General features: G+C 56.4%; 24 protein-coding genes and 1 pseudogene. 14 read left to right on the plus strand and 11 right to left on the minus strand.

All coding sequences use genetic code 11. The features are described from left to right. Positions 1-379: 379 nt before the first annotated feature. Both dtpA and gstA read left to right on the plus strand, forming a co-directional pair. On the plus strand, positions 380-1888 hold the full coding sequence (dtpA, locus tag K5I40_RS07055; RefSeq protein ID WP_039029159.1) for a dipeptide/tripeptide permease DtpA: 1509 nt from the start codon (positions 380-382) through the stop codon (positions 1886-1888). Positions 1889-1996: 108 nt separating this feature from the next. After that, entirely contained in the window at positions 1997-2602 is a 606-nt protein-coding gene (gene gstA, locus K5I40_RS07060) for a glutathione transferase GstA (protein ID WP_039029158.1), read from the plus strand. Between the two features lie 84 nt (positions 2603-2686). Here the strand turns inward: gstA and pdxY are convergent, their stop codons facing one another. The 5 genes from pdxY to anmK form a co-directional block, all read right to left on the minus strand. Next, positions 2687-3547 carry a pyridoxal kinase PdxY gene (gene pdxY / locus K5I40_RS07065; RefSeq protein WP_139564886.1) on the minus strand — a complete coding sequence of 287 codons (861 nt, stop codon included), beginning with the start codon at positions 3545-3547 and terminating at the stop codon, positions 2687-2689. Between the two features lie 63 nt (positions 3548-3610). Beyond that, a complete protein-coding gene (gene tyrS, locus K5I40_RS07070) occupies positions 3611-4885 on the minus strand; it encodes a tyrosine--tRNA ligase (protein ID WP_039029156.1) in 1275 nt (424 codons plus the stop codon). A 126-nt stretch (positions 4886-5011) separates the two neighbouring features. Then, complete coding sequence (gene pdxH, locus K5I40_RS07075) at positions 5012-5668, minus strand: pyridoxamine 5'-phosphate oxidase (protein WP_223074171.1); 657 nt, start codon at positions 5666-5668, stop codon at positions 5012-5014. A gap of 57 nt (positions 5669-5725) precedes the next feature. Beyond that, entirely contained in the window at positions 5726-6049 is a 324-nt protein-coding gene (mliC, locus tag K5I40_RS07080) for a C-type lysozyme inhibitor (protein ID WP_039029154.1), read from the minus strand. 95 nt (positions 6050-6144) lie between these two features. Continuing rightward, positions 6145-7269 (minus strand): anhydro-N-acetylmuramic acid kinase, encoded by a 1125-nt coding sequence (gene anmK / locus K5I40_RS07085; protein WP_139564884.1) that lies wholly within the window; start codon positions 7267-7269, stop codon positions 6145-6147. A 285-nt stretch (positions 7270-7554) separates the two neighbouring features. On the opposite strand from anmK, the gene slyB reads away from it, so the two are divergent. Continuing rightward, complete coding sequence (slyB, locus tag K5I40_RS07090) at positions 7555-8022, plus strand: outer membrane lipoprotein SlyB (RefSeq protein ID WP_039029152.1); 468 nt, start codon at positions 7555-7557, stop codon at positions 8020-8022. 189 nt (positions 8023-8211) lie between these two features. Further along, a complete protein-coding gene (locus tag K5I40_RS07095; RefSeq protein WP_223074172.1) occupies positions 8212-9570 on the plus strand; it encodes a GGDEF domain-containing protein in 1359 nt (452 codons plus the stop codon). A 36-nt stretch (positions 9571-9606) separates the two neighbouring features. Here K5I40_RS07095 and slyA read toward each other — a convergent pair whose 3' ends face one another. Beyond that, positions 9607-10047 carry a transcriptional regulator SlyA gene (slyA, locus tag K5I40_RS07100; RefSeq protein WP_223074173.1) on the minus strand — a complete coding sequence of 147 codons (441 nt, stop codon included), beginning with the start codon at positions 10045-10047 and terminating at the stop codon, positions 9607-9609. Between the two features lie 188 nt (positions 10048-10235). Here slyA and K5I40_RS07105 point away from each other — a divergent pair, with 188 nt between their 5' ends. From K5I40_RS07105 to K5I40_RS07115, 3 genes are read left to right on the plus strand one after another with little or no spacing between them, the layout of a single operon-like run. After that, positions 10236-10472, plus strand: coding sequence for a DUF1656 domain-containing protein (locus K5I40_RS07105; protein WP_039029149.1), 237 nt, complete (start codon positions 10236-10238; stop codon positions 10470-10472). An 8-nt stretch (positions 10473-10480) separates the two neighbouring features. Next, positions 10481-11338 carry an HlyD family secretion protein gene (locus K5I40_RS07110; protein ID WP_223074174.1) on the plus strand — a complete coding sequence of 286 codons (858 nt, stop codon included), beginning with the start codon at positions 10481-10483 and terminating at the stop codon, positions 11336-11338. Beyond that, the gene (locus K5I40_RS07115) at positions 11335-13353 is read left to right on the plus strand and encodes an FUSC family protein (protein WP_138368834.1); all 2019 of its coding nucleotides are present in this window, start codon (positions 11335-11337) and stop codon (positions 13351-13353) included. Before K5I40_RS07110 ends, K5I40_RS07115 begins: the two co-directional genes overlap by 4 nt. On the opposite strand, the gene sodC is transcribed toward K5I40_RS07115, so the two are convergent. The 3 genes and pseudogenes from sodC to K5I40_RS07130 all read right to left on the minus strand — a co-directional run bounded on the left by sodC (position 13332) and on the right by K5I40_RS07130 (position 15110). After that, positions 13332-13850: a superoxide dismutase [Cu-Zn] SodC gene (sodC, locus tag K5I40_RS07120; protein ID WP_139564881.1), complete on the minus strand. Its 519-nt coding sequence runs from the start codon at positions 13848-13850 to the stop codon at positions 13332-13334. The genes K5I40_RS07115 and sodC overlap by 22 nt on opposite strands. A gap of 79 nt (positions 13851-13929) precedes the next feature. After that, positions 13930-14826 carry an aldo/keto reductase family oxidoreductase gene (locus K5I40_RS07125; RefSeq protein WP_223074175.1) on the minus strand — a complete coding sequence of 299 codons (897 nt, stop codon included), beginning with the start codon at positions 14824-14826 and terminating at the stop codon, positions 13930-13932. Between the two features lie 48 nt (positions 14827-14874). After that, a pseudogene (locus K5I40_RS07130) lies at positions 14875-15110 on the minus strand (DUF1289 domain-containing protein). A 149-nt stretch (positions 15111-15259) separates the two neighbouring features. Between K5I40_RS07130 and eptA the strand changes: the two are divergent. From eptA to rnt, 5 genes are all read left to right on the plus strand, one after another. Then, a complete protein-coding gene (gene eptA, locus K5I40_RS07135) occupies positions 15260-16888 on the plus strand; it encodes a phosphoethanolamine transferase EptA (protein WP_223074347.1) in 1629 nt (542 codons plus the stop codon). Positions 16889-16926: 38 nt separating this feature from the next. Continuing rightward, the gene (locus K5I40_RS07140; protein ID WP_039029296.1) at positions 16927-17526 is read left to right on the plus strand and encodes a TetR/AcrR family transcriptional regulator; all 600 of its coding nucleotides are present in this window, start codon (positions 16927-16929) and stop codon (positions 17524-17526) included. 53 nt (positions 17527-17579) lie between these two features. After that, complete coding sequence (locus tag K5I40_RS07145) at positions 17580-18677, plus strand: alkene reductase (protein ID WP_223074177.1); 1098 nt, start codon at positions 17580-17582, stop codon at positions 18675-18677. Between the two features lie 83 nt (positions 18678-18760). Beyond that, positions 18761-19168: a lactoylglutathione lyase gene (gene gloA, locus K5I40_RS07150; protein WP_138368830.1), complete on the plus strand. Its 408-nt coding sequence runs from the start codon at positions 18761-18763 to the stop codon at positions 19166-19168. Between the two features lie 96 nt (positions 19169-19264). Further along, positions 19265-19915, plus strand: a complete 651-nt coding sequence (gene rnt / locus K5I40_RS07155) for a ribonuclease T (protein WP_138368829.1) — start codon at positions 19265-19267, stop codon at positions 19913-19915. 45 nt (positions 19916-19960) lie between these two features. Here the strand turns inward: rnt and grxD are convergent, their stop codons facing one another. Continuing rightward, complete coding sequence (gene grxD / locus K5I40_RS07160; RefSeq protein WP_032617810.1) at positions 19961-20308, minus strand: monothiol glutaredoxin 4; 348 nt, start codon at positions 20306-20308, stop codon at positions 19961-19963. A gap of 337 nt (positions 20309-20645) precedes the next feature. Between grxD and K5I40_RS07165 the strand changes: the two genes are divergently transcribed. Continuing rightward, entirely contained in the window at positions 20646-21467 is an 822-nt protein-coding gene (locus K5I40_RS07165; protein ID WP_251931008.1) for a C40 family peptidase, read from the plus strand. Positions 21468-21589: 122 nt separating this feature from the next. Beyond that, positions 21590-22171 (plus strand): superoxide dismutase [Fe], encoded by a 582-nt coding sequence (gene sodB, locus K5I40_RS07170; protein ID WP_223074178.1) that lies wholly within the window; start codon positions 21590-21592, stop codon positions 22169-22171. A gap of 38 nt (positions 22172-22209) precedes the next feature. On the opposite strand, the gene K5I40_RS07175 is transcribed toward sodB, so the two are convergent. Continuing rightward, the gene (locus tag K5I40_RS07175) at positions 22210-23376 is read right to left on the minus strand and encodes an MFS transporter (protein ID WP_138368827.1); all 1167 of its coding nucleotides are present in this window, start codon (positions 23374-23376) and stop codon (positions 22210-22212) included. Positions 23377-23523: the final 147 nt, after the last annotated feature.

Below are 23523 nucleotides of genomic sequence, written 5' to 3' on the forward strand. Positions count from 1 at the left end.
AGGCCTTACAGCATCAAGAATTATCCCCTTTATGCCCGTAGATATGTCCGGGTATTTTTCAGAATGCAGGCCATATCACTGCTTAACACCTTTTACAGCAGAACATATCGCCACATGGCGATTTTTTCCCCTTACTGACAGTGAAAAAAACCAGTTTCAACGCAACGGTAAAATTTAACGCTAAATAACATTTAGGTTTCTGGCGCATTATAGGGCAAGAGTTAAATGTAACAGACTATTACAAACACCTTGCCAGATGGGTCAGGATAGTGAACATTACCCGCCGTTTCCCCTCCCACTATAACTATAAAGCGGATGGACTACGGTCATCACGCTGTGAACACCCCCGTTAATATGGGATGTAAAAAAAGAGGTATATGTGTCTACTGCAAACAATAAACCAGCTGAAGAGAGCGTAAGTCTTAACGCTTTCAAACAACCGAAATCGTTCTATCTCATTTTCTCTATTGAGCTGTGGGAGCGTTTTGGTTACTACGGTCTGCAAGGGATCATGGCGGTTTACCTGGTTAAACAACTGGGTATGTCCGAAGCCGATTCCATCACGCTGTTCTCTTCCTTCAGTGCTCTGGTGTACGGTCTGGTCGCGATTGGCGGCTGGCTGGGCGATAAAGTGCTGGGTACCAAACGTGTCATCCTGCTGGGCGCCATCGTTCTGGCTATCGGTTATGGTCTGGTGGCATGGTCCGGTCACGATGCCGGCGTGGTGTATATGGGTATGGCGACCATCGCGGTCGGTAACGGCCTGTTCAAAGCGAACCCGTCCTCCCTGCTTTCTACCTGCTATAAGAAAGATGACCCACGTCTGGACGGTGCATTCACCATGTACTACATGTCCATCAACATCGGTTCCTTCTTCTCTATGCTGGCAACCCCGTGGCTGGCAGCGAAATTCGGCTGGAGCGTGGCGTTTGCCCTGAGCTTCGTCGGTATGCTGATCACCGTGGTGAACTTCCTGTTCTGCCGCAGCTGGGTTAAAGACTACGGTTCAAAACCTGACTTTGCCCCGGTGCAGAAAGGCAAACTGCTGGCAACTATCGTCGGTGTTGTGGTGCTGGTTGCTATTGCGACCTGGCTGCTGCACAACCAGGGTATCGCACGTGCGGTGCTGGGCGTGGTTGCGCTGGGTATCGTCTGCATCTTCGCGAAAGAAGCTTTCTCTATGCAGGGCGCCGCGCGCCGTAAGATGATCGTTGCCTTCATCCTGATGGTTGAAGCCATTGTCTTCTTCGTGCTCTACAGCCAGATGCCGACTTCTCTGAACTTCTTCGCGATCCGTAACGTTGAGCACTCTATCCTGGGTATCGCGTTCGAACCTGAGCAGTTCCAGGCCCTGAACCCGTTCTGGATCATGATTGGTAGCCCGATTCTGGCTGCTATCTACAACAAGATGGGCGACCGCCTGCCAATGCCGCACAAGTTTGCTGTCGGTATGGTGCTGTGCTCTGGTGCGTTCCTCGTACTGCCGCTGGGTGCGAAGTTCGCCAGCGACGCGGGTATCGTCTCCGTTAACTGGCTGATCCTGAGCTACGCGCTGCAGTCTATCGGTGAGCTGATGATCTCCGGTCTGGGCCTCGCGATGGTTGCACAGCTGGTTCCACAGCGTCTGATGGGCTTCATCATGGGTAGCTGGTTCCTGACCACTGCCGGTGCTGCCATCATCGCCGGTAAAATCGCGAACCTGATGGCCGTGCCATCTGACGTGACCGATCCGCTGCAGTCCCTGCATGTCTACGGCGACGTGTTCCTGCAGATTGGTATCGCCACCGCGGTCATCGCTGCGCTGATGATGCTGACTGCGCCGAAACTGAACCGCATGACTCAGGACGACGACACTACCGCTAAAGCGAGCAAAACCGCCACCGCGTAATGTCATCGGGAAACGACTGAACGGAAGCCGCTAACTGTGCGTTAGCGGCTTTTTTTTTACCTTGTGGCGCACTAACATAGAGTAAACCTACGTAAACAGGAGTGACCGATGAAACTGTTCTATAAACCAGGCGCCTGCTCTCTTGCCTCCCATATTACGCTGCGCGAGAGCGGTAAAGACTTCACCCTTAACGGTGTTGATCTGATGAAAAAGCGTCTGGAAAACGGCGATGATTTTTTCGCGGTGAATCCTAAAGGCCAGGTTCCGGCCCTGCTGCTGGAAGACGGTACCCTGCTGACCGAAGGGGTTGCCATCATGCAATACCTCGCCGACAGCGTGGCAGACCGCCAGCTGCTGGCCCCTACCGGCAGCATTGCCCGCTATAAGACTATTGAGTGGATGAACTACATTGCCACCGAACTGCACAAGGGCTTTACCCCGCTGTTCCGCCCGGATACCCCGGAAGAGTACAAGCCGACCGTCCGCGCCCTGCTGGAGAAAAAGCTGCAGTACGTCAACGAATCACTGAAAGATGAACAGTGGATCTGCGGTCAGCGCTTTACCATCGCCGATGCGTATCTGTTTACCGTCCTGCGCTGGGCACGCGCCGTGAAGCTGAACATGGAAGGGTTAAGCCATATTGACGCTTATATGCAGCGTATGGCGGAGCGTCCTGCCGTGGCGGCAGCGCTGGAAGCTGAAGGGTTGAAGTAAGTTTTGTTGCCGGGTGGCGCTAGCGCTAACCCGGCCTACGAGCTTTGTAGGCCCGGCAAGCGCTAGCGCCGCCGGGCATTGATGTTACAGCTGAGTTGCGCTAAAGACGTGTTCTGGCTTCGCGATACGATCCTGGGCGGCCACCACCTGCAGTTCGTACTCCTGCATCTCTTTTGTGGCGATCATAATCTCATACACCGCCGCCGTGACGTGCTCCAGCGCATCACGCACCGTTGCACCCTGCAGCAGTTTCACCAGCAGCAGACCGCTGGTGACATCGCCTACGCCTACCGGCTGGCGGCTGCCGAAATCCACCAGCGGACGGCTGATGTGCCAGGCTTCATCTTTGGTTACCAGCAGCATCTCGAAGCGATCCGGGCTTAATCCGGCGCGGGCCAGATGCTTCACCAGCACGATCTCAGGCCCCATCGCAATCAGTTCGCGGGACGCCGCCACGGCCTCTTCCACGCTGTTCACCGGGTGCTCGCAGAGGATCTCCAGCTCGATAAGGTTCGGGGCGATAATGTCGCTGGCCGGTAAGGCGTGACGCACGTGGAACTCCGCCACGCCCGGCGCCACGATACAGCCCTTTTCCGGATGGCCCATCACCGGGTCACAGAAGTATTTCGCCGCCGGGTTCGCCGCCTTCACCTGGCGGACGATACCGAGAATATGCTCGCCCTGCTCTGCAGAACCCAGGTAGCCGCTCAGCACGGCATCGCAGGTTTTCAGTTTGTCGATATCGGCGATGCCCTGAACAATCTCCGTAAGATGGGCGGGCGGCATCACGCAACCGGTCCACTTGCCGTATTGCGTATGGTTGGAAAACTGAACGGTGTTTAACGGCCAGACGTTGGCCCCGAGACGACGCATCGGAAACTCAGCGGCGCTGTTGCCAGCATGCCCAAAGACAACGTGGGACTGGATGGCGAGGATATTCTTCATGTTCTTACCACAACCCTGAAAAAATAAAGGGGCGTGGTTTCCCACGCCCCTGTGCTTTTATGATTATTTCCAGCAAACCAGACAGTAATTCTTCTTGCCGCGACGCAGTAAGGTATAACGACCAAACAGACGATCGCTGTCGGTGAAGATGTACTCCGGGTCAGACTGTTTTTCACCGTTGATGGTGATGGCGTTCGAGGCGATGGTTTTACGCGCCTGACCGCGGGACGGCTGCAGCTCAGAATCCACCAGGGCCTGCATCAGATCGGCGCCTTTGTCCATCTCAACCATCGGCACACCATCCTGCGCCAGCTGTTCGAAGTCTTCTTCGCTCAGATCGCTTAAGGTGCCGTTAAACAGGCTGGCGGTGATACGCTTCGCCGCTGCCAGGCCCTCTTCACCGTGAACCAGCTTCGTCACTTCATCTGCCAGCACGTACTGGGCGCGTGGGGCTTTGCCGCTGTTCTTGTCTTCTTCTTCCAGGGCATTGATCGCGTCGATGTCCATAAAGGTGAAGAACTTCAGGAAGCGATAGACGTCAGCATCCGCGGTGTTGATCCAGAACTGGTAGAACTTGTACGGGCTGGTTTTCTTCGGATCGAGCCATACCGCGCCGCCTTCAGTTTTACCGAACTTTGTACCGTCTGCTTTGGTGATCAGCGGAACGGTGAGACCAAAGACCTGGTTCTGGTGCAGACGACGGGTCAGATCGATCCCAGAGGTGATGTTACCCCACTGGTCAGAGCCGCCAATCTGCAGGGCAACGCCGTGCAGTTCGTTCAGACAGGCGAAGTCATAACCCTGCAGCAGGTTGTAGGAGAACTCGGTAAAAGAGATGCCCTGATCGTCACGGTTCAGACGCTGCTTCACCGCTTCTTTGTTGATCATCTGGTTAACGGAGAAGTGCTTGCCGATATCACGCAGGAAGGTCAGCACGTTCATGCCGCCAAACCAGTCGTAGTTGTTCGCGGCAATCGCTGAGTTCTCACCACAGTCGAAGTCGAGGAATGGGGCAACCTGTTTGCGGATTTTTGCCACCCACTCCTGCACGGTGTCTGCCGTATTCAGTTTACGCTCAGCGGCTTTGAAGCTCGGGTCGCCAATCAGACCCGTTGCGCCGCCGACCAGTGCCACAGGCTTATGGCCTGCCAGCTGGAAGCGTTTCAGGCATAACAAAGGAACCAGATGCCCCAAATGCAAGCTGTCAGCGGTAGGATCGAAGCCGCAATAGAGCGCGATCGGGCCTTGCGCCAGTCGCTCTGCTAACGCTTCCTCGTCCGTCACCTGGGCTACCAGCCCCCGCTCTTGCAATTGTTTAATCAAGTTACTGCTTGCCATCAAATTCTCCATGTATAAAACGACTGCACCTTTGCCGGTACACGACTTTTCGCCAGACGCGAAAGGTACATAGAATAAAGCGCTGACACCCGTTGTACCAGCGCTTAAGAGAACAAATTTCGGGGATTAAGGTGCCAGACGATCGATTTTCCAGGCATCGTTATCGCGCTGGTATAAAAAGCGGTCGTGGAGTCGATGTTCACCGCCCTGCCAGAACTCCATCTGCTGGACCTGGACGCGGAAACCGCCCCAGAAGCTCGGCAGCGGCACTTCGCCCTGCTGGAATTTCTGTTTCAGCTCGAGGAACTTGCTTTCCAGCACACCGCGGGCAGAGATGCGGCTCGACTGTTTAGAGACCCAGGCGCCAATCTGGCTGTCGCGCGGTCGGCTGTGGAAATACTTCACCACCTCAAGCGTGGAGAGACGCTCAACGGTGCCAGTGACCATCACCTGACGCTCCAGCATATGCCACGGGAAGAGCAGACTGATACGCGGGTTGCGTTCGAGGTGCTGCGCTTTGCGGCTGCCGAGGTTGGTGTAAAACACCAGTCCTTTATCGTCGTAATGCTTGAGCAGGACAATGCGCTGGTAGGGTTGACCCTTTTCATCGACGGTGGCGACCACCATCGCGGTCGGATCGGCCAGCTTTGCTTCACAGGCCTGTTTCAGCCAGTGTTCAAACAGCACCAGCGGCTCGGCGGGGAGATCCTGGCGACGCAGGCCGCCTTTGGTGTATTCGCGCCGGAGGTGCGCGATTTTCTGCAATTCATCGTTATCTGACATGGCGTTAGCTGACGTTGACAATGGGTGACGCTATTGTGCGCCGCCCCCTGCAAAATCTCAACGCTTCGGATTTTCGATCTGACAATTGTTCAGCACGATGCGATCGCGCTTGTATACCGTCGCACTGTCGCCTTTCGACCAGAAGACATACACCCCGTCGCTGTAACGGGTACCGGAGGCCGACATTCCCTGCTTCAGCGTCAGCAGCTTATTGTCATAGACGAAGCTGACTTCCTGGCGCGGATTATTGAGCTTAACGGTGAGCGGTTTTTCTTCACACTGATAGGCCAGGGTGTCGGTTTGCATGCGCTCGACGAACTGGTTGTAGACGCTACAGCTCGCCAGCAGGAAGGGGGTAAAAGCAAGAAGCAGTTTTTTCATGGGTAAATTCCGAAGACTTTTTGGTCCCGGAGGGCGCGAACGCCCTCCCGTTTTTTTCGGTATTTTTACCCACGGCGTGCTTAAGCGAAATTCGGTTAACTCTGATTTTGCCGCGGATTCGCTGGAAAAACAGCACCTAAGACGCTGGCTTCACGGGCACCGGTCACTGAGGGTAAGTTCCCCGGCAGCCCAGCCACGGTGCGCCACGCCAGCCAGGCGAAGGCCAGCGCTTCCATATCGTCACCGCTGATCCCCGCCTTGTCGGTGGTGGTCACTTCCGTACCCGGCAGCAGGCCGGCGAGGCGCGTCATCACCAGCGGGTTACGGCCGCCGCCGCCGCACACCAGCAGACGCTCGCAGCCGCCGCTGAGCAACACCTGTTCCGACACCGAAACGGCAGTGAGCTCCGCCAGCGTGGCCTGCACGTCCTCAGGAGCCAGGCCCGGGAAGTTCGCCAGTTGACGTTCGAGCCAGCCGTAGTTGAAGTATTCGCGGCCGGTGCTTTTCGGCGCCGGTGCGGCAAAATAGGGATCGCACAGCATGCTTTGCAGCAGCGGGATAATGACCTTGCCGCTGCAGGCCCACTGGGCATCTTTATCGTAGGGTTTGCCCGCCTGACGCCAGATCCAGGCGTCCATCAGCATATTGCCCGGCCCGGTGTCGAAACCGCGCACCGGCTGGCCGGGGATCAATAAGGAGAGATTGGCGATGCCGCCGATGTTCAGCACCATGCGGCGCTCCGTCGGATGCGCCAGCAGCGCATGGTGGAACGCGGGAACCAGCGGCGCGCCCTGCCCGCCAAGCGCGATGTCGCGGCGGCGGAAATCCCCTACCACCGTCACGCCAGTTTTGGCGACGATCTGGTTGTTATCGCCAATCTGCAGGGTATGAGGGGCCTCGCCGCCCGGCTCATGCCAGACCGTTTGCCCGTGACAGCCGATCGCCACGACATCCTGAGGGCGCAGGTTCTCCTGATCCATCAACGCCTGCACGGCATCACCGAACAGGCGTCCCAGCTGCGTATCCAGCTGCCCCAGCTGCGACAGCGTCAGCTGTTGGCCCTGACAGATATTCAGGATCGCTTGTTTCATGTGCTGAGGAATAGGCCAGCTGAGGCTTGCCTGCTGCGCCACCATATTCTCATCTATTGCCGCAAGAACGACATCCACACCATCCAGACTGGTTCCTGACATTACGCCAATGTAGCGACCCGATTTCATCCGTTTTCCTTTATCCGTATGGGCTGATGACTCACTCCACCATAAACCGATTATCAATGCTACGGCGGACTAATACTTTTTAACAATAGCTGGCGCCGGGCATCATTCCAGGAATTATCCGCATCGCCCGCAGGGTGATATCGTCGCTTGTATAGCTATGGTTGATTGAGTTTCGAGTATCATTCTGATTGTGTTTGAGCAAAGATAGGATTTATGGCTATTGATGCCATATAATTTAGCCATAACGGATGCTCAAAGAGCGTTTTTGGTGAACAGGAGATTCAAATGATTTTACGTGTACTGGCCGTTTCGTTAGTTGGATTTACTCTGGCTGGCTGTGTGAATGACAGTTCCCTTTCCGGGGATGTGTACAGTGCCTCTGAGGCGAAACAGGTTCAGAATGTCACTTATGGCACCATCGTGAACACGCGCCCGGTACAGATTCAGGGCGGTGACGAGAACAACGTGATCGGCGCACTGGGTGGTGCGGTACTGGGTGGTTTCCTCGGTAACACCGTCGGTGGCGGCACAGGCCGTTCTCTGGCAACCGCTGCGGGTGCCGTAGCCGGTGGTGTTGCAGGTCAGGGCGTCCAGGGTGCGATGAACAAATCCCAGGGCGTTGAGCTGGAGATCCGCAAGGACGACGGCAGCACCATTATGGTGGTCCAGAAGCAGGGCAACACCCGATTCGCGGCAGGTCAACGCGTAGTCCTGGCCAGCAACGGCAGCCAGGTTACCGTTTCTCCGCGTTAATAACGTTATGGACGTGGTCTCCTGACCACGTCCGTTCTCTTTTAGTAGCACTCACGTGAATATATTCACTTAATACATTCACCGCACTTATATTTAATACTTCCATCTCTTGTTCCTGCGCAAAGTATTACACCTGCGCATATGAGACTATTCGCAAATCCTTCGATATTTTTAATTTTAAAGTTATATATGCTTGCGATAAATCATTATATTAAGAACAAGTATGTTCAGTTCTTTGTGGGCTGTTTTATTGTCATCGGGATCTTACATTCTCTGTTTAATGAACTGGTGGAAAAGATCCCCTCGTTTTCACCGCTTTTGTTTCCCATGCTCACCATCTTTTTACTGGTATTCCACCTTTTCATTGCCAGTTTTATGGCGATGAAATACTGGTGTGACAGGATGCGGTTATATCTGATGGCCTTTTCATTCGCCTTCGCCGGTTCGGCTCTGCTGATGGTGGGCACTCTTTCCAGTTACCCGGCCTGGCTGGATCTGTATCAGTTTGACGTCGTTAACTACAACGACGCCATGATCTACTTTACGTTCCGCCATCTGCTGATGGCCGTGCTGTTTATCGTCTCGGCCGTGCTTTTCGCTCTCCGCAACCGTTCGCTGTCACGCACTTTCCATGTGGCAGTCATTTCCGGGATGTTTATTTTCACGGCTCTGATATTGATCCTGGCCTGGCTCTATTCCAGCAACTCGCCTTTATTAACATTAGACCTGGTTGACAATGAAACCCGGCAATATATGTTGCTGTGGAAAAAGCCAACGAACATCACGCTTATTGCGCTCTGGGTTATTTCATTAGCAACCCTGATGAGTATTACGCGGGTGCGTAACCTGTTCTGGATTGGCGGTAACTTCTTATGTATCTGTTATATCGCCACGCTTGCGATGCTGTTTTTAGGTGGGCACGCGGAAGATCTCTCCTGGTATCGCGCCCGGTTATTTGAAGCCGTCGCCACGCTGCTGATTATTTTCGTTCTGCTGTATGACGTCTTTAATCTTTATCGCGAGTCGCATCTGAAGTATCAGCAGTCTTATCAGAACTCCATTCGCGATCCGCTGACGCGGCTTTATAATCGCAGCTATTTTTATGACACCCTCAATCACGCCCTGCGCACGGTAAAACCGACGGAGCCGGTCTCGGTTATCGTCAGCGATCTCGATCGTTTTAAGCGCATCAACGACTGCTACGGGCACCTGCAGGGAGATAAGGTGTTGCAGTTTGTCGCTCAGCTGCTGATGGATTCGGTTCGGCCGCAGGACGTTGCGGCACGCATCGGCGGAGAGGAGTTTGTCCTGCTGTTAACCCATACGCCTCCCGAGGCGGCACGCCAGGTGGCAGAGCGGATCCGCTTAAAACTGAGCAGCTTTGATAAAGCCAGTACCGACGGGCAGCTTCCCGAGCCCATCACCATCAGTATGGGGGTGTTTACCGCCACGTCGAAAATCAGCGCTGAAGAGTGCGTCGGGTGCGCAGACAAGGCGATGTACGAGGCGAAAGAGACCGGGCGTAACCGGGTGGTGGTGTTTGGGTAAAGAAAAAGCCTTGCATCAGCAAGGCTTTTTTAAAGGTCAGTCGCGGGACTGTAGCTCATTGATATTGTGCTCGAGCCGGGCAACCAGCGTAATCAGCAGTTCCAGTTCATCAGGTGAGATCCCACTGAGGATTTCACCGCGCGTTTTGCTGATAACCGCCTCCATCTCTGTGATGATGGGGGTCGCTTTTTCAGTGAGTTTAATCCGCTTGGCACGACGATCGCTGGCACAGGTCTGGCGTGAAATCAGCCCCTTCTCTTCCAGTTGATCGAGCGTACGTACCAGTGAAGGCTGCTCGATGCCTATCGCTTTTGCCAGTTGGATCTGTGACTGGTCGGGCGGCAGCTGATGAATGTTATGCAGCGTGACCCAATGCGTCTGTGTCAATTCCAGAGGTTTCAGGCGATGGTCAATCAGAGCACGCCAGATGCGTACTAACCTGGCCAGATCAGAACCTAATGGCGATTCCAATTTCATCTCCTTATAATTAGCTTGCTAAGTTATTATACTGATTTTAGAATAGTGTGCAGCATTTATATTGCCAAAACAAATGCAATACTGCATTCAACCTTGACGACAGTCTGTTTTACACTTTGTTATGACGCCCCAGCGCGTTATGCGGCCGCGCTTTTTGGCCACTACCCCATTTGCAAAGGAACCGGCACGTGAATTTCACGCTTAACGCCACGGGGTTACCGCTTCAGGATCTGATAGTGGGTGCCTCGGTTTACTTTCCTCCCCTGTTTAAAGCGGTGATGCTGGGTTTTGTTCTCTGGCTTGTCACCCACCGCTTGCTGCGCGACTGGATCTATTCCGGTGAAATCTGGCATCCCATGCTGATGGATCTTTCACTGTTTGTCCTGGCAGTATGCCTGGGACTGGTTCTGTTGATTGTGTGGTGACTAACATTATGAAAACAATTAAATATTTTTCATCATTACTGGTTCTGGCCCTGGCGCTGATCGCCGGCTGGTGGCTCTGGAACTATTACATGCAGTCACCCTGGACCCGGGACGGAAAAGTGCGCGCCGAACAGGTCAGCGTAACGCCCCAGGTCTCCGGCACCATTACCACTCTTAAGATTAAAGATAATCAGTTTGTGCATGCGGGTGAGGTGCTGTTTCAGATTGATGAGACGCCTTACCATATTGCGGTGCTGAACGCCGAAGCCCAGCTGGCAAAAGCCCAGTCCGACCAGGCAAAAGCCAATAACGAAGCCAACCGTCGCCGCCATCTGTCGCAAAAATATATCTCCGCAGAAGATCTGGATACCGCCAACATCAACGTCAAGGCGATGCAGGCCAGCGTGGCGGTAGCCGAAGCAACCCTCAAACAGGCCCAGTGGCAGCTGACCCAGACGGTGGTTAAAGCCCCGGTAGACGGCTGGGTGACCAATCTCTCCACCCGCGTGGGCGATTATGCCACCACCGGCCAGCCGGTGTTTGCCCTGGTCGATAGCCACTCCTTTTACGTGGTGGGCTATTTCGAAGAGACCAAGCTCCGGCATATTCGTGAGGGCGCGCCGGCGCGGATTGTGCTCTACAGCGGTTCGCAAAGGTTACAGGGTCACGTATCCAGTATCGGCCGCGCCATCTACGATCAGAGCGTGGAGACCGACTCTGGCCTGGTGCCGGACGTGAAGCCTAATATCCCGTGGGTGCGGCTGGCGCAGCGCATCCCGGTGCGCATCGCTTTTGACCAGCTGCCAGCGGACCTGACCCTAGTCTCCGGCACCACCTGCACCGTTTCCATCGGCACCGCGCCGTGAACTGGCACAACCTGCCGTGGCTTAAAGCGTCCCCGGCGCAGTGGCGCTATGCCCTGCGCAACGGGATAGCGATGTGCCTGGCCCTGACCGTCGCCTACTGTCTCAACCTGGATGAACCCTACTGGGCGATGACCTCGGCGGCGGTGGTCAGCTTCCCGACCGTCGGCGGCGTAATCAGTAAAAGTCTCGGCCGCGTGGCGGGCAGCCTGCTTGGCGCAACGGCGGCGCTGATTATTGCCGGGCATACGCTCAACGATCCCTGGCTGTTTCTGTTCAGCATGGCGGCCTGGCTCGCCGTCTGTACCTGGGCCTGCGCCCATTTCACCAACAACGTCGCCTACGCCTTCCAGCTTGCCGGTTATACCGCGGCGATCATCGCCTTCCCGGTCATCGATATCCTCGACACCACCCAGCTGTGGGATATCGCCCAGGCCCGGGTGTGCGAAGTTATTATCGGTATTCTCAGCGGCGGGGTGATGATGATGATCCTCCCCAGCACCTCCGACGGCACCGCCCTGATTACCGCCCTGAAAACCATGCACAGCAGGCTTCTGGAGCACGCCAGCCTGCTGTGGCAGCCCGAGAGCAACGATGCCATTCGCCTGGCCCATGAGAAGGTGATCGCCCAGATCCTGACCATGAACCTGCTGCGCATTCAGGCCTTCTGGAGCCACTACCGTTTTCGCCGCCAGAATGCCCTGCTCAACTATCTTCTTCACCAGCAGCTGCGGATGACCAGCGCCATCTCAAGCCTGCGCCGCATGCTGTTGAACTGGCCCAACCCGCCCGCCCACACCCGTGAGGTCATCGACCAGCTGCTCGCCGCCCTTGCCCGGCCAGAGTCCGACTTCTATACCGTGGCGCGGATTATCGCCCCGCTCAGGCCGGAAAATAGCGACGATTACCGCCATCGCGCCTTCTGGCAGCGGTTGATTTACTTTAGCCGCCTCTATTTGCGCAGCAGCCGCTGGATTAAAGCTGTGGAAACGGCTACCCCGATTACCGAGTTTGCGGTGCCCCGCAGTCCGGCGCTGGCGCGCCATACCGATAATCTTGAAGCGCTGTGGAGCGGCTTTCGCACCTTCTGCGCCCTGAGTCTGGTGGGGGCCTGGACCATTGCCGCCCAGTGGGATGCCGGGGGAGCGGCCCTGACCCTGGCGGCGATCAGCAGCGTGCTCTATTCGGTGGCGGCCTCGCCTTTTAACTCGCTCACCCTGCTGCTGCGTACCCTGGTTCTGCTGTCGCTGTTCAGCTTTGTGGTTAAGTTTGGCCTGATGGTGCAGATCTCGGATCTGTGGTTGTTCCTGCTGTTTCTGTTCCCGCTCCTGACCACCATGCAGCTGCTGAAGCAGCAGATGCCCGCCATGGCCGGTCTGTGGGGTCAGCTGATTGTGTTTATGGGGTCATTTATTTCGGTGACCAACCCGCCGGTGTATGACTTTGCCGATTTCCTCAATGACGACCTGGCAAAAATTCTGGGCGTGGGGCTGACGTGGCTGGCCTTCGCGGTGCTGCGCCCGGGATCGGACGCGCGGAAAAGCCGTCGTCACATCCGGGAGCTGCGGCGGGGATTTGTCGATCAGCTCAGCCGCAGGCCGCGGCTGAGCGAGAATGGATACGAATCGCTGGTCTATCACCATGTGAACCAGCTCAATACCAGCCAGGACGCGCTCGCGCGACGCTGGCTGCTGCGCTGGGGCGTGGTATTGCTCAACTGCAGCCACGTGGTCTGGCAGCTTCGCGACTGGGAGACACGCTCAGATCCGCTCTCCCGGGTGCGTGACGTCGCGGTATCGCTGCTGCGTGACATCATGAGCGAGCGCGGCGTCCAGCAGCGCCCCCTTGCCACCACCCTGGACGAGCTTCAGCGCATCTGTGATGCCCTGGCCCATCATCCGCAACCGGCCGGGCAGGAGCTGGCAGCCCTGATCTGGCGACTGCACTGCTCGCTATCCCAGCTGGAACAGGCGCCCGCGCCGGGCACCCTGAGCGATCAGATCACCCCGCAGGCGTAACGCGCCCCGCCACCGCCAAGCGGTTTTGGCTGATCCGACATATTATCGCCGCCGACGTGGATCATCAGCGCCTTGCCCTTCACCTCATCCAGCTTTTTGAGGCGCGGGGCGACGACCGGGTCGGTGGCTTTACCGTCGTTATTCACCACCAGCGCGGGGAGATCGCCTAAGTGGCCCATGCCCTCCGGCCCTTCATGTTTACCGGTGTTATGAGGATCGAGGTGGCCGCCTGCGGCCTCAGCGGCGGAGGGTTTGCCGTCTTTCATAGCGGGTTCGCAGGAACCTTTGGCGTGGACGTGATAACCGTGTTCGCCCGGCGGGAGGGCTTTGAGATCCGGGGAAAACTCCAGCCCTTTATCGGTTTCGGTGATTTTCACCGTCCCGATGGACTGGCCGATCCCCTGAGAGGTGACGAGGTTCATCTTGACTTCTTCGCTGGCGGCCTGCGCACCTGCGCACACCACCAGCGTTAACACTGCCAGAGTAAATCGCTTCATATGACCTCCTTGGTTATTTTTGCCCCTTAAGTTTATACCAGGGGCAAGGTTTTAACCGGAAAGTCAGATAAATAGAGAATTACGGCACGTCGTAACCCAGCGCGGCTTTACGGATGCGGAACCACTGCTGACGGGTCATGTTCAGCTGCTCTGCCGCCAGCGCCGAACGCACGCGCTCGATTTTGCCGGAACCGATGATCGGCAGCGGCTGGGATGGCAGGCGTAAAATCCACGCGTACACTACCTGCTCGATGGTTTCGGCGTTCAGCTCCTGAGCCACCTGCGCCAGCTCATCGCGCAGCGGCTGGAAGGATTCATCGTTGAACAGACGTCCACCGCCGAGGCAGGACCAGGCCATCGGGCGGATGCGCAGCTGCTGCAGCTGATCGAGGGTGCCGTCCAGCAGCAGCGGCTGATAAACCGGCGAAATCTCAACCTGGTTGGTCGCGAGCGTAAACGGCAGACGCGACTGCAGCAGCGCGAACTGGGCCGGGGTAAAGTTAGAAACGCCAAAGTGGCGCACCTTGCCGCTCTGATGCAGGGCGAGGAAGGCTTCAGCAACCTCATCGGCATCCATCAGCGGGTCGGGACGGTGGATCAACAGCAGGTCAAGGTAATCGGTCGCCAGATGGGTGAGAGACTGCTCGGCGCTGCGAACAATGTGGTCGCGGTCGGTAATATAGTGGCCGAGGGCATGCTCTGACTTCGCGGTGGTGGCGATCCCGCACTTGGTGACGATCTCCATCCGCTGGCGCAGCGCCGGGGAGAGCTTCATCGCCTCGCCGAAGGCCGCTTCACACTGGTAGCCGCCATAAATATCGGCGTGATCGACGGTAGTGATCCCCAGATCCAGATGCTCTTCAATAAAGCTCGCCAGCTGTTGGGCGGGCATGTTCCAGTCCATCAGACGCCAGTAGCCCATCACAAAGCGGGAAAACTCCGGGCCCTGCGGGGCAAGGGTAATACGCTGAACCATAGTTATTTCCTTTAAAAAAATCTGCGGAGAGTATACGCGTTTACGGGGCTAAAACAGTGAGGGCTGCTGCGGTTCTTCGGCTTCGGGGGCTTGTTTGGCAATTTGCGCAAAAGACGCTGGCGGCACAGGCGAAGGATCTCCTGTTTCTGGGCGTCGCTCATGGACTGCCAGTTAAAGCGCTCTTCCCGGCTGCGCATACAGCCGCGACAAAATCCGCGCTCGTCCGACTGGCAAATACCCCGGCACGGGCTCTGGACAGGAAAGAACTCCAGTTGTTCAGCCACACCCACCTCCCCGGACCCAAGATTTAGTAAAGTGAAGACCTTAAGCCGGGGTTACGCAAGAGGTCAACCACAGAATTGTGGCATTAAGGTTTCACTAATCTTCGCTCTTTATACTCGCCTCATCAAAATAATCCCTGGTTTTAATGATGATGCTGACCCTCAAAAAGTTACAGTGTAACGATACGAAATTTACGCTGGGCTGCGCACTCCTGTTTACCCTGTTAAACGCCCTCTTTATTCACCGCAGCTGGCAGGTGATCTCCCCGGCCCGGCTGCATGATTTTCTTTTCGCCCTTACCGTGCCGCTGGTGCTGTTCTGCGGCTGGGTTATCGTTTTCAGCATTCTGAACATCCCGTTGATCCGCAAACCGCTGCTGGTGGTGCTCACCCTCGGCTGCGCGGCGGCGACCTGGTTTATGTTTACCTACGGGGCGGTGATTGACCAGAATATGATGGTCAACGTCTTCGAGACCAACTCCCAGGAAGCGACGGCGCTGATCACGCCTCAGCTGCTGCTGTGGCTGGCCGTCGCCGGTCTGGTGCCTGCCGTCGTGCTGGCGATGATCCGCATCCGTCCGGGTAAGTGGTGGCAGACGCTGTTGATGCGCGTGGCGGCTATCCTCGCAAGCCTGGTGGTGATTATTCTGGTGGCGGCGGTCTTCTATAAGGACTACGCCTCGCTGTTTCGCAATAACAAAGGCATCGTCAAAATGGTGACGCCAGCCAACTACGTCAGCGCCATCGCCAAGTACAGCAAGGCGCGCTGGTTCGCAGGCGACCAGACCTTAATCCGTCTCGGTGAAGACGCGCGTAAAGGCCCGATGCTGATGGCGCAGCAGAAAAAGACCGTGCTGGTGCTGGTGGTCGGTGAAGCCTCCAGGGCGGAAAACTACTCCCTTAACGGCTATGGTCGCGATACCAATCCTGAACTTGAAAAGCAGAACGTGATTAACTTCCCGCAGGCCTCCTCCTGCGGTACCGAAACCGCCGTCTCCGTGCCCTGCATGTTCTCGGGCATGCCGCGCAAAAAATACGATGCCGACCTTGCCCATCATCAGGAAGGGCTGCTGGATGTGCTGGGCCACGCCGGGGTCAACCTGCTGTGGCGGGATAACGACGGCGGGTGTAAAGGTGCCTGTAATCGCATCCCGCACACCGATATGACGCAGTGGAAGCTGGATCAGTTCTGTAAGGACAAATCCTGCATTGATGACGTTAACCTTTATCGGCTGAACGACACCCTTGATGGCCTGAAGCAGGATACGGTGCTGGTGATCCACCTGATGGGCAGCCACGGTCCGGCCTACTACGAGCGCTATCCGGAGCAGTACCGCAAATTCACCCCGACCTGCGACACCAACCAGATCCAGGACTGCGATCATCAGGCGCTGATAAACACCTATGACAACACCATTCTGTATACCGACAGCGTGCTGAGTAAAACTATCGACGCCCTGAAAGCGCGCCAGGCGACGATGAATACGGCGCTGGTCTATCTCTCGGATCACGGCGAATCGCTGGGGGAAAACGGACTCTATCTGCACGGCACGCCGTACATGCTGGCCCCGGAACAGCAGACGCACATTCCGTTTATGTTCTGGCTGTCGCAGGATTATAAAAAGAACTTTGGCGTGGACGAGCAGTGCCTGCGCGACCAGGCGGCGAAAGAGGCGGTGTCGCAGGACAACCTCTTCTCCACGGTGCTGGGGATGATGAATATCCAGACCTCGGTTTATCAGCCGCAAATGGATCTGCTTACCCACTGTCGTCGAACATAAGGCTTGCATTAGACCGATTGGTCTACTACATTGACGACATGAACAAGCATACTGAACACGATACACGCGAACATCTCCTTGCGACCGGCGAGCGTCTTTGCATGCACCGCGGGTTTACCGGGATGGGTCTGAGCGAGCTGCTGAAAACCGCCGATGTGCCGAAGGGGTCGTTTTATCACTACTTCCGCTCCAAAGAGGCGTTTGGCGTGGCCCTGCTGGAGCGCCACTATGCGGGCTACCATCAGCGTCTGGCCAGCCATTTCGCCAGCGGCAAGGGCAACTGTCGCGATCGTGTTCTGGCTTATTATCAGGAGACGCTGACCCAGTTCTGCGCGCAGGGCATTATCAGCGGCTGCCTGACGGTGAAACTTTCTGCCGAAGTGTGCGATCTCTCTGAAGATATGCGCACGGCGATGGATAAAGGGGCCACGGGTGTTATCACCCTGCTGGCGCAGGCGCTGGCGAAGGGGCGGGAAGAAAAATCCCTGACCTTCATCGGCGAACCGCTCACCCAGGCGCAGGTACTTTATTCCCTGTGGTTGGGTGCCAACCTGCAGGCCAAAATGTCCCGCAGCGCGCTGCCGCTGGAGAGCGCGCTGGATCATGTTAAGAACATCATTGCTACGCCTGGCAATTAACAGGCGTTTTTATTTATCGAATCACTAGACGACCGGTCTACTCAGGAGTCACTATGTCAGCCGAAAAATTATTTACCCCGCTCAAAGTGGGCGCGATCGAAGCACCCAACCGTGTCTTTATGGCCCCCCTCACCCGTCTGCGCAGCATTGAGCCGGGCGACATCCCGACCCCACTGATGGGCGAATACTATCGCCAGCGCGTCAGCTCGGGCCTGATCATCTCTGAAGCCACGCAGATCTCTGCCCAGGCCAAAGGCTATGCTGGCGCACCTGGCCTGCACAGCCCGGAGCAGATCGCCGCCTGGAAGAAAATTACCGACGGCGTGCATGCCGAAGATGGCCGCATCGCGGTGCAGCTGTGGCACACCGGCCGCATCTCCCACAGCAGCCTTCAGCCTGGCGGTCAGGCGCCGGTGTCTGCCTCTGCCCTGAACGCCGGTACCCGCACCTCTCTGCGTGACGAAAACGGCAATGCGACCCGTGTGGATACCACCACCCCGCGCGCACTGGAGCTGGACGAAATCCCGGGGATCGTTAACGATTTCCGCCAGGCGGTAGCCAATGCCCGCGAAGCCGGTTTCGACCTGGTTGAGCTGCACTCTGCCCACGGCTATCTGCTGCACCAGTTCCTGTCGCCGTCTTCTAACCAGCGTACCGACCAGTACGGCGGCAGCGTTGAGAACCGCGCCCGTCTGGTGCTGGAAGTGGTTGATGCCGTCTCGAAAGAGTGGAGCGCAGATCGCATCGGGATCCGCGTCTCGCCGATTGGCTCTTTCCAGAACGTGGACAACGGCCCGAACGAAGAAGCCGACGCCCTGTACCTGATCGAAGAGCTGGCCAAACGCGGCATCGCCTATCTGCACATGTCCGAGCCGGACTGGGCCGGTGGCGAACCTTACTCGGATGCGTTCCGCCAGAAAGTACGTGACCGCTTCCCGGGTGTGATCATTGGTGCGGGCGCGTACACGCCGGAGAAAGCCGAAGATCTGATCAACAAAGGGCTGATTGATGCCGTGGCCTTTGGTCGCGCCTACATCGCCAACCCGGATCTGGTGGCCCGCCTGAAGCACAAAGCCGAGCTGAACCCGCAGCGTCCGGAGAGCTTCTACGGTGGCGGTGCGGAAGGTTATACCGATTATCCCTCTTTATAATCCCTTCATTGATAGCGGCGACAATTCGCCGCTATACTAAAACATCGTTTCTGTTCAAGATGATAAAAAGCTAAGAGGATAATATGCGCCTACTTCACACCATGCTGCGCGTTGGCGATCTGCAACGTTCCATCGAGTTTTACACCAACGTGCTGGGCATGTCCCTGCTGCGCACCAGCGAAAACCCGGAGTACAAATACTCCCTCGCCTTCGTGGGTTACGGCGAAGAGAGCGAAGAAGCGGTTATCGAACTCACCTACAACTGGGGTGTGGATAGCTACGAGCTGGGTACCGCCTACGGTCACATTGCGCTGGAAGTGGATAACGCCGCAGAAGCCTGCGAGCGCATTCGCAGCAACGGCGGCAACGTCACCCGTGAAGCGGGTCCGGTTAAGGGCGGCACCACGGTGATTGCCTTCGTTGAAGATCCGGACGGTTACAAAATCGAACTGATTGAAGCCAAAGACGCCGGTCGCGGTCTGGGCAACTGATTGTAACGGGCGCGCAATGCGCCCGTTGTTTTACTGCATCTCATTGCGAAATTTGCCATAATGCGCACTGCTTTTTTCCCCTTGTAAGAGATCCAGATGTCCGATAACGCTCAACTTACCGGTCTGTGCGACCGTTTTCGTGGTTTTTATCCTGTCGTGATAGATGTCGAAACCGCTGGATTTAATGCCAAAACCGATGCGCTGCTGGAAATTGCCGCCATCACGTTGAAAATGGATGAACAGGGCAATTTGCTGCAGGACTCCACGCTGCACTTCCACGTCGAACCTTTCGAAGGGGCGAACCTGCAGCCTGAGGCGCTGGCGTTTAATGGCATCGATCCCCATAACCCGCTGCGTGGGGCAGTGAGTGAATATGACGCGCTGCATGCCATCTTCAAAATGGTGCGCAAGGGAATGAAAGACCAGAACTGTAACCGCGCGATCATGGTGGCGCACAATGCCACCTTCGATCACAGCTTTATGATGGCTGCCGCCGAGCGCGCGTCGCTCAAGCGCAACCCGTTCCATCCGTTTGTGACCTTCGATACCGCCGCCTTAAGCGGACTGGCGCTGGGGCAGACCGTCCTCTCTAAAGCCTGTATTACCGCCGGTATCGATTTTGACGGTACCCAGGCGCATTCGGCGCTTTATGACACCGAGCGGACGGCGGAGCTGTTTTGTGAAATCGTTAACCGCTGGAAACGCCTTGGCGGCTGGCCGCTACCGGACGCCGAAAACAACGCATAAAAAAAGCGACCGCAGGGTCGCTTTTGTATTTACCGGGACGCGGAATTACTCGGCGCCTGGCTCTTCTGATTTGTATTTCGCAGCCGTCTCTTTGATCAGCTGTTGCAGTTCGCCGCGCTGATACATCTCAATCAGGATGTCGCAACCGCCAACCAGTTCACCGTCAACCCACAGCTGCGGGAAGGTCGGCCAGTTAGCGTATTTTGGCAGCTCAGCGCGGATATCCGGGTTCTGCAGAATATCAACGTAAGCAAAACGTTCGCCACAGGCAGACAGCGCCTGGACCGCCTGAGCGGAGAAACCGCAGCTTGGCAGTTTCGGAGAACCTTTCATGTACAGCAGGATCGGGTTTTCAGCGATTTGTTGCTGAATTTTTTCAATAGTAGTGCTCATGTTTTGCTTCCTTTTACTTCTGTTACGGCAATAGTCTGACATTGTAGCGTTTCAGGCCGACTACGGAAAATAACATTTTCGTCACCTTTATGATTTTACCGCGCGTCCTTTAAAGATGCATTCACAACATACCTTATCGCGAGATTAGCTGCGGTTTTGCACAGCTAATGTACAGAATGCCCCTGTGAAATTCTGATATTTTTGCACTTGCTAACGAAACACAGTTTTAGATGCAAAAAGTTTATTAACGTCGGGCCTTTTTATAGATTAGAATCGACGAGTTTTGTAAATCATACGCAGGGTTATTTATATCCTGCGATTACCAGGGGAATGCCCAGTGGCGCGAATAAATAAATTCTCGATCACGCTCTGTGCTTTGCTGTTTTCATCTCTCACCTTCACGCCGGTGGCAAACGCCTCAGAGCAGGCGCGGCCTTCTGCCGCCCATAAAACGCATCTGGCGAAAGCAACCGAACCTAAGAAAAAAAGCAGCACCAGCAAAACCAGCAAAAAAGAGAGCACGAAAAAAAGCACTACCAGCAAAAAGAGCAGCAGCAAAAAAAGTAGCCTCGCTAAAACACAGCCAGCCACCTCCAGCAAGAAAAGCAAAAATTCCTCCCGCAGCGCCACCCGCACCACGCAAACCGCCTCCCGCGCTGTGACAGAAAAATGCACCACCCGTAAAGGACGCAAAACGCAGTGCGTCAAAACCAGCAAAACCACGACCCTTGCTGAAGCGCATAAAGTCCGGGTGCAAAAGGCGCAAAAAACGGCGTTAAATAAACTAATGGGCCAGATTGGTAAACCCTATCGCTGGGGCGGTTCCTCGCCGCGTACCGGTTTCGACTGCAGCGGCCTGGTTTATTACGCCTATAAAGACCTGGTTAAATTCCGTATTCCGCGCACCGCGAACGAAATGTACCACCTGCGTGACGCCTCTCCGGTCGATCGCGGTGAGCTCGAAAGTGGCGATCTGGTCTTCTTCCGCACCCGGGGTCGCGGCACCGCCGACCACGTGGGCGTTTACGTGGGCAACGGCAAATTTATCCAGTCCCCGCGTACCGGCCAGGACATTCAGATCACCTCCCTGAGCGAAGACTACTGGCAGCGCCATTACGTCGGCGCGCGCCGCGTGATGAAAGCCAACACCCTGCGTTAATCCCCTGCCCCGCTGGATCGCCAGCGGGGTAAGTTCCTCTTTTGCATACCCTTTCAATTTGCTACTCTACCCTTACATTCAATATGGTTATTGAATGGATCACTATAATAAGGAGAGAAGCAATGTCGTTTGAATTACCTGCATTACCGTATGCAAAAGACGCCCTGGCCCCGCATATTTCTGCGGAGACCCTGGAATACCACTACGGCAAACACCACCAGACCTACGTCACCAACCTGAACAACCTGATCGCCGGTACCGCCTTTGAAGGGAAAACCCTGGAAGAGATCGTGCGCAGCTCCGAAGGCGGCGTGTTTAACAACGCCGCACAGGTATGGAACCACACCTTCTACTGGCACTGCCTGGCACCACAGGCCGGTGGCGAACCGACCGGTGAACTGGCAGATGCCATCACCGCTACCTTCGGCAGCTTTGCAGAGTTTAAGGCGAAGTTTACCGACGCGGCGGTGAAGAACTTTGGCGCAGGCTGGACCTGGCTGGTAAAAGAGGCGGACGGCAAATTGGCGATCGTTTCCACCTCCAACGCGGGCACGCCGTTGACCAGCAACGCCTCCCCGCTGTTAACGGTGGACGTCTGGGAGCACGCCTACTACATCGATTACCGCAATGCGCGCCCGAACTATCTTGAGCATTTCTGGGCGCTGGTAAACTGGGCGTTTGTTGCGAAGAACTTCGCGGCATAACGAAAAAAGCAGAAGGCCTGGCCTTCTGCTTTTCTGTTTTATTCGGTAGCACACACCGGATCAGGTTGTTTTCTGTCGGCAGTCAGCACCAGCAAAAGCCCCAGCGCCGCAATGATGGCCCCCATCACCGGAACGAAGCTGTAACCCAGTCCGCCCGAGATCACCGCCCCACCGGCCGCCGCCCCCAGCGCATTCCCGAGGTTAAACGCCCCGATATTCACGGAAGAGGATAACCCCGGCGCATCGCTCGCTACGCGCATCACGCGCATCTGCAGCGGCGGTACTACCGCAAAGGTCGCCATTCCCCACACCACCATCGCAAATGCCGCGCCCACTTCGTTACGCGCCAGCCACGGGATCGCCAGCATGATGACGATCAGCAGCAGTAAAAACCCCTTCAGGGTGCCGCTGACGGAGCGGTCCGCCAGCTTGCCGCCGAGGAAGTTGCCAAGCGAGAAACCGACGCCAATCAGCACCAGCATCGCGGTGACAAAGGCAGGCGTGGCGTTGTTAATGTCATGCAGGACCGGTGCAATGTAGGTGTAGAGCGTAAACATCGCCCCGGCACCGAGCACGGTAGTCAGCAAGGCCGAGAGCACCTGCGGGCGCATCAGCACCGCCAGCTCTTTGCGCACTTCCGGCTTTTCGCCCGCCCCGCCCGCTGGCAGAGAGAAGAACAGTGCGATCATCGAGACCACGCCGAGCAGCGCGGTTGCCAGGAATGACATGCGCCAGCCGATCGCTTCGCCCATCCAGGTCGCGGCAGGGACGCCGCCGATGTTGGCGATGGTCAGCCCCATAAACATGGTTGCCACAGCGCTGGCCTGTTTGTGCTTCGGCACCACGCTTGCGGCCACCACCGACCCGAGGCCAAAGAAGGCGCCGTGGTTGAGGCTGGTCAGAATGCGCGACAGCAGCAGGGTGGTGTAATCCGGGGAGAGCGCCGAGAGAACGTTACCGACGGTAAAGATCGCCATCAGGAAGATCAGCGCGTTACGGCGACCGCGGTGCGACAGCAGCAGGGTCATCAGCGGCGCCCCCACCATCACGCCGATGGCGTAGGCGCTGATCAGCATGCCTGCCGCGGGAATAGAAACATCCACACCCCGGGCAATCACCGGTAACAGCCCCATCGGGGAAAACTCGGTGGTGCCGATACCAAACGCACCAATGGCCAGGGCCAGCAGCGGAAAATTGATTCTCATACTTCAACTCCAGACACCGTGTCGTCAGGCGACACAGAACAATGAAGGCGAAAGCATGACATCAATCACAAAAAATGAGAAGTTAACAATTTGGCAAAAGATTTTTGCAGGGAGCGTAACAATAAAGGAAGGGAGACGAGGGAGCGG

The sequence above is a fragment of the Leclercia sp. LTM14 genome (genome assembly GCF_023736175.1).
Classification (GTDB): Bacteria; Pseudomonadota; Gammaproteobacteria; order Enterobacterales; family Enterobacteriaceae; genus Enterobacter; species Enterobacter barmai.

Bases quoted from the DNA above. Each gene is read 5' to 3' on its own strand.
- grxD (WP_032617810.1), bottom strand. From the start codon at position 20,308: ATGAGCACTACTATTGAAAAAATTCAGCAACAAATCGCTGAAAACCCG.
- rnt (WP_138368829.1), top strand. From the start codon at position 19,265: ATGTCCGATAACGCTCAACTTACCGGTCTGTGCGACCGTTTTCGTGGT.
- mliC (WP_039029154.1), bottom strand. From the start codon at position 6,049: ATGAAAAAACTGCTTCTTGCTTTTACCCCCTTCCTGCTGGCGAGCTGT.
- K5I40_RS07175 (WP_138368827.1), bottom strand. From the start codon at position 23,376: ATGAGAATCAATTTTCCGCTGCTGGCCCTGGCCATTGGTGCGTTTGGT.
- slyB (WP_039029152.1), top strand. From the start codon at position 7,555: ATGATTTTACGTGTACTGGCCGTTTCGTTAGTTGGATTTACTCTGGCT.
- K5I40_RS07145 (WP_223074177.1), top strand. From the start codon at position 17,580: ATGTCAGCCGAAAAATTATTTACCCCGCTCAAAGTGGGCGCGATCGAA.
- eptA (WP_223074347.1), top strand. From the start codon at position 15,260: ATGCTGACCCTCAAAAAGTTACAGTGTAACGATACGAAATTTACGCTG.
- pdxY (WP_139564886.1), bottom strand. From the start codon at position 3,547: ATGAAGAATATCCTCGCCATCCAGTCCCACGTTGTCTTTGGGCATGCT.
- K5I40_RS07110 (WP_223074174.1), top strand. From the start codon at position 10,481: ATGAAAACAATTAAATATTTTTCATCATTACTGGTTCTGGCCCTGGCG.
- sodC (WP_139564881.1), bottom strand. From the start codon at position 13,850: ATGAAGCGATTTACTCTGGCAGTGTTAACGCTGGTGGTGTGCGCAGGT.
- sodB (WP_223074178.1), top strand. From the start codon at position 21,590: ATGTCGTTTGAATTACCTGCATTACCGTATGCAAAAGACGCCCTGGCC.
- pdxH (WP_223074171.1), bottom strand. From the start codon at position 5,668: ATGTCAGATAACGATGAATTGCAGAAAATCGCGCACCTCCGGCGCGAA.
- gloA (WP_138368830.1), top strand. From the start codon at position 18,761: ATGCGCCTACTTCACACCATGCTGCGCGTTGGCGATCTGCAACGTTCC.
- K5I40_RS07125 (WP_223074175.1), bottom strand. From the start codon at position 14,826: ATGGTTCAGCGTATTACCCTTGCCCCGCAGGGCCCGGAGTTTTCCCGC.
- slyA (WP_223074173.1), bottom strand. From the start codon at position 10,047: ATGAAATTGGAATCGCCATTAGGTTCTGATCTGGCCAGGTTAGTACGC.
- tyrS (WP_039029156.1), bottom strand. From the start codon at position 4,885: ATGGCAAGCAGTAACTTGATTAAACAATTGCAAGAGCGGGGGCTGGTA.
- K5I40_RS07095 (WP_223074172.1), top strand. From the start codon at position 8,212: ATGCTTGCGATAAATCATTATATTAAGAACAAGTATGTTCAGTTCTTT.
- K5I40_RS07140 (WP_039029296.1), top strand. From the start codon at position 16,927: ATGAACAAGCATACTGAACACGATACACGCGAACATCTCCTTGCGACC.
- anmK (WP_139564884.1), bottom strand. From the start codon at position 7,269: ATGAAATCGGGTCGCTACATTGGCGTAATGTCAGGAACCAGTCTGGAT.
- gstA (WP_039029158.1), top strand. From the start codon at position 1,997: ATGAAACTGTTCTATAAACCAGGCGCCTGCTCTCTTGCCTCCCATATT.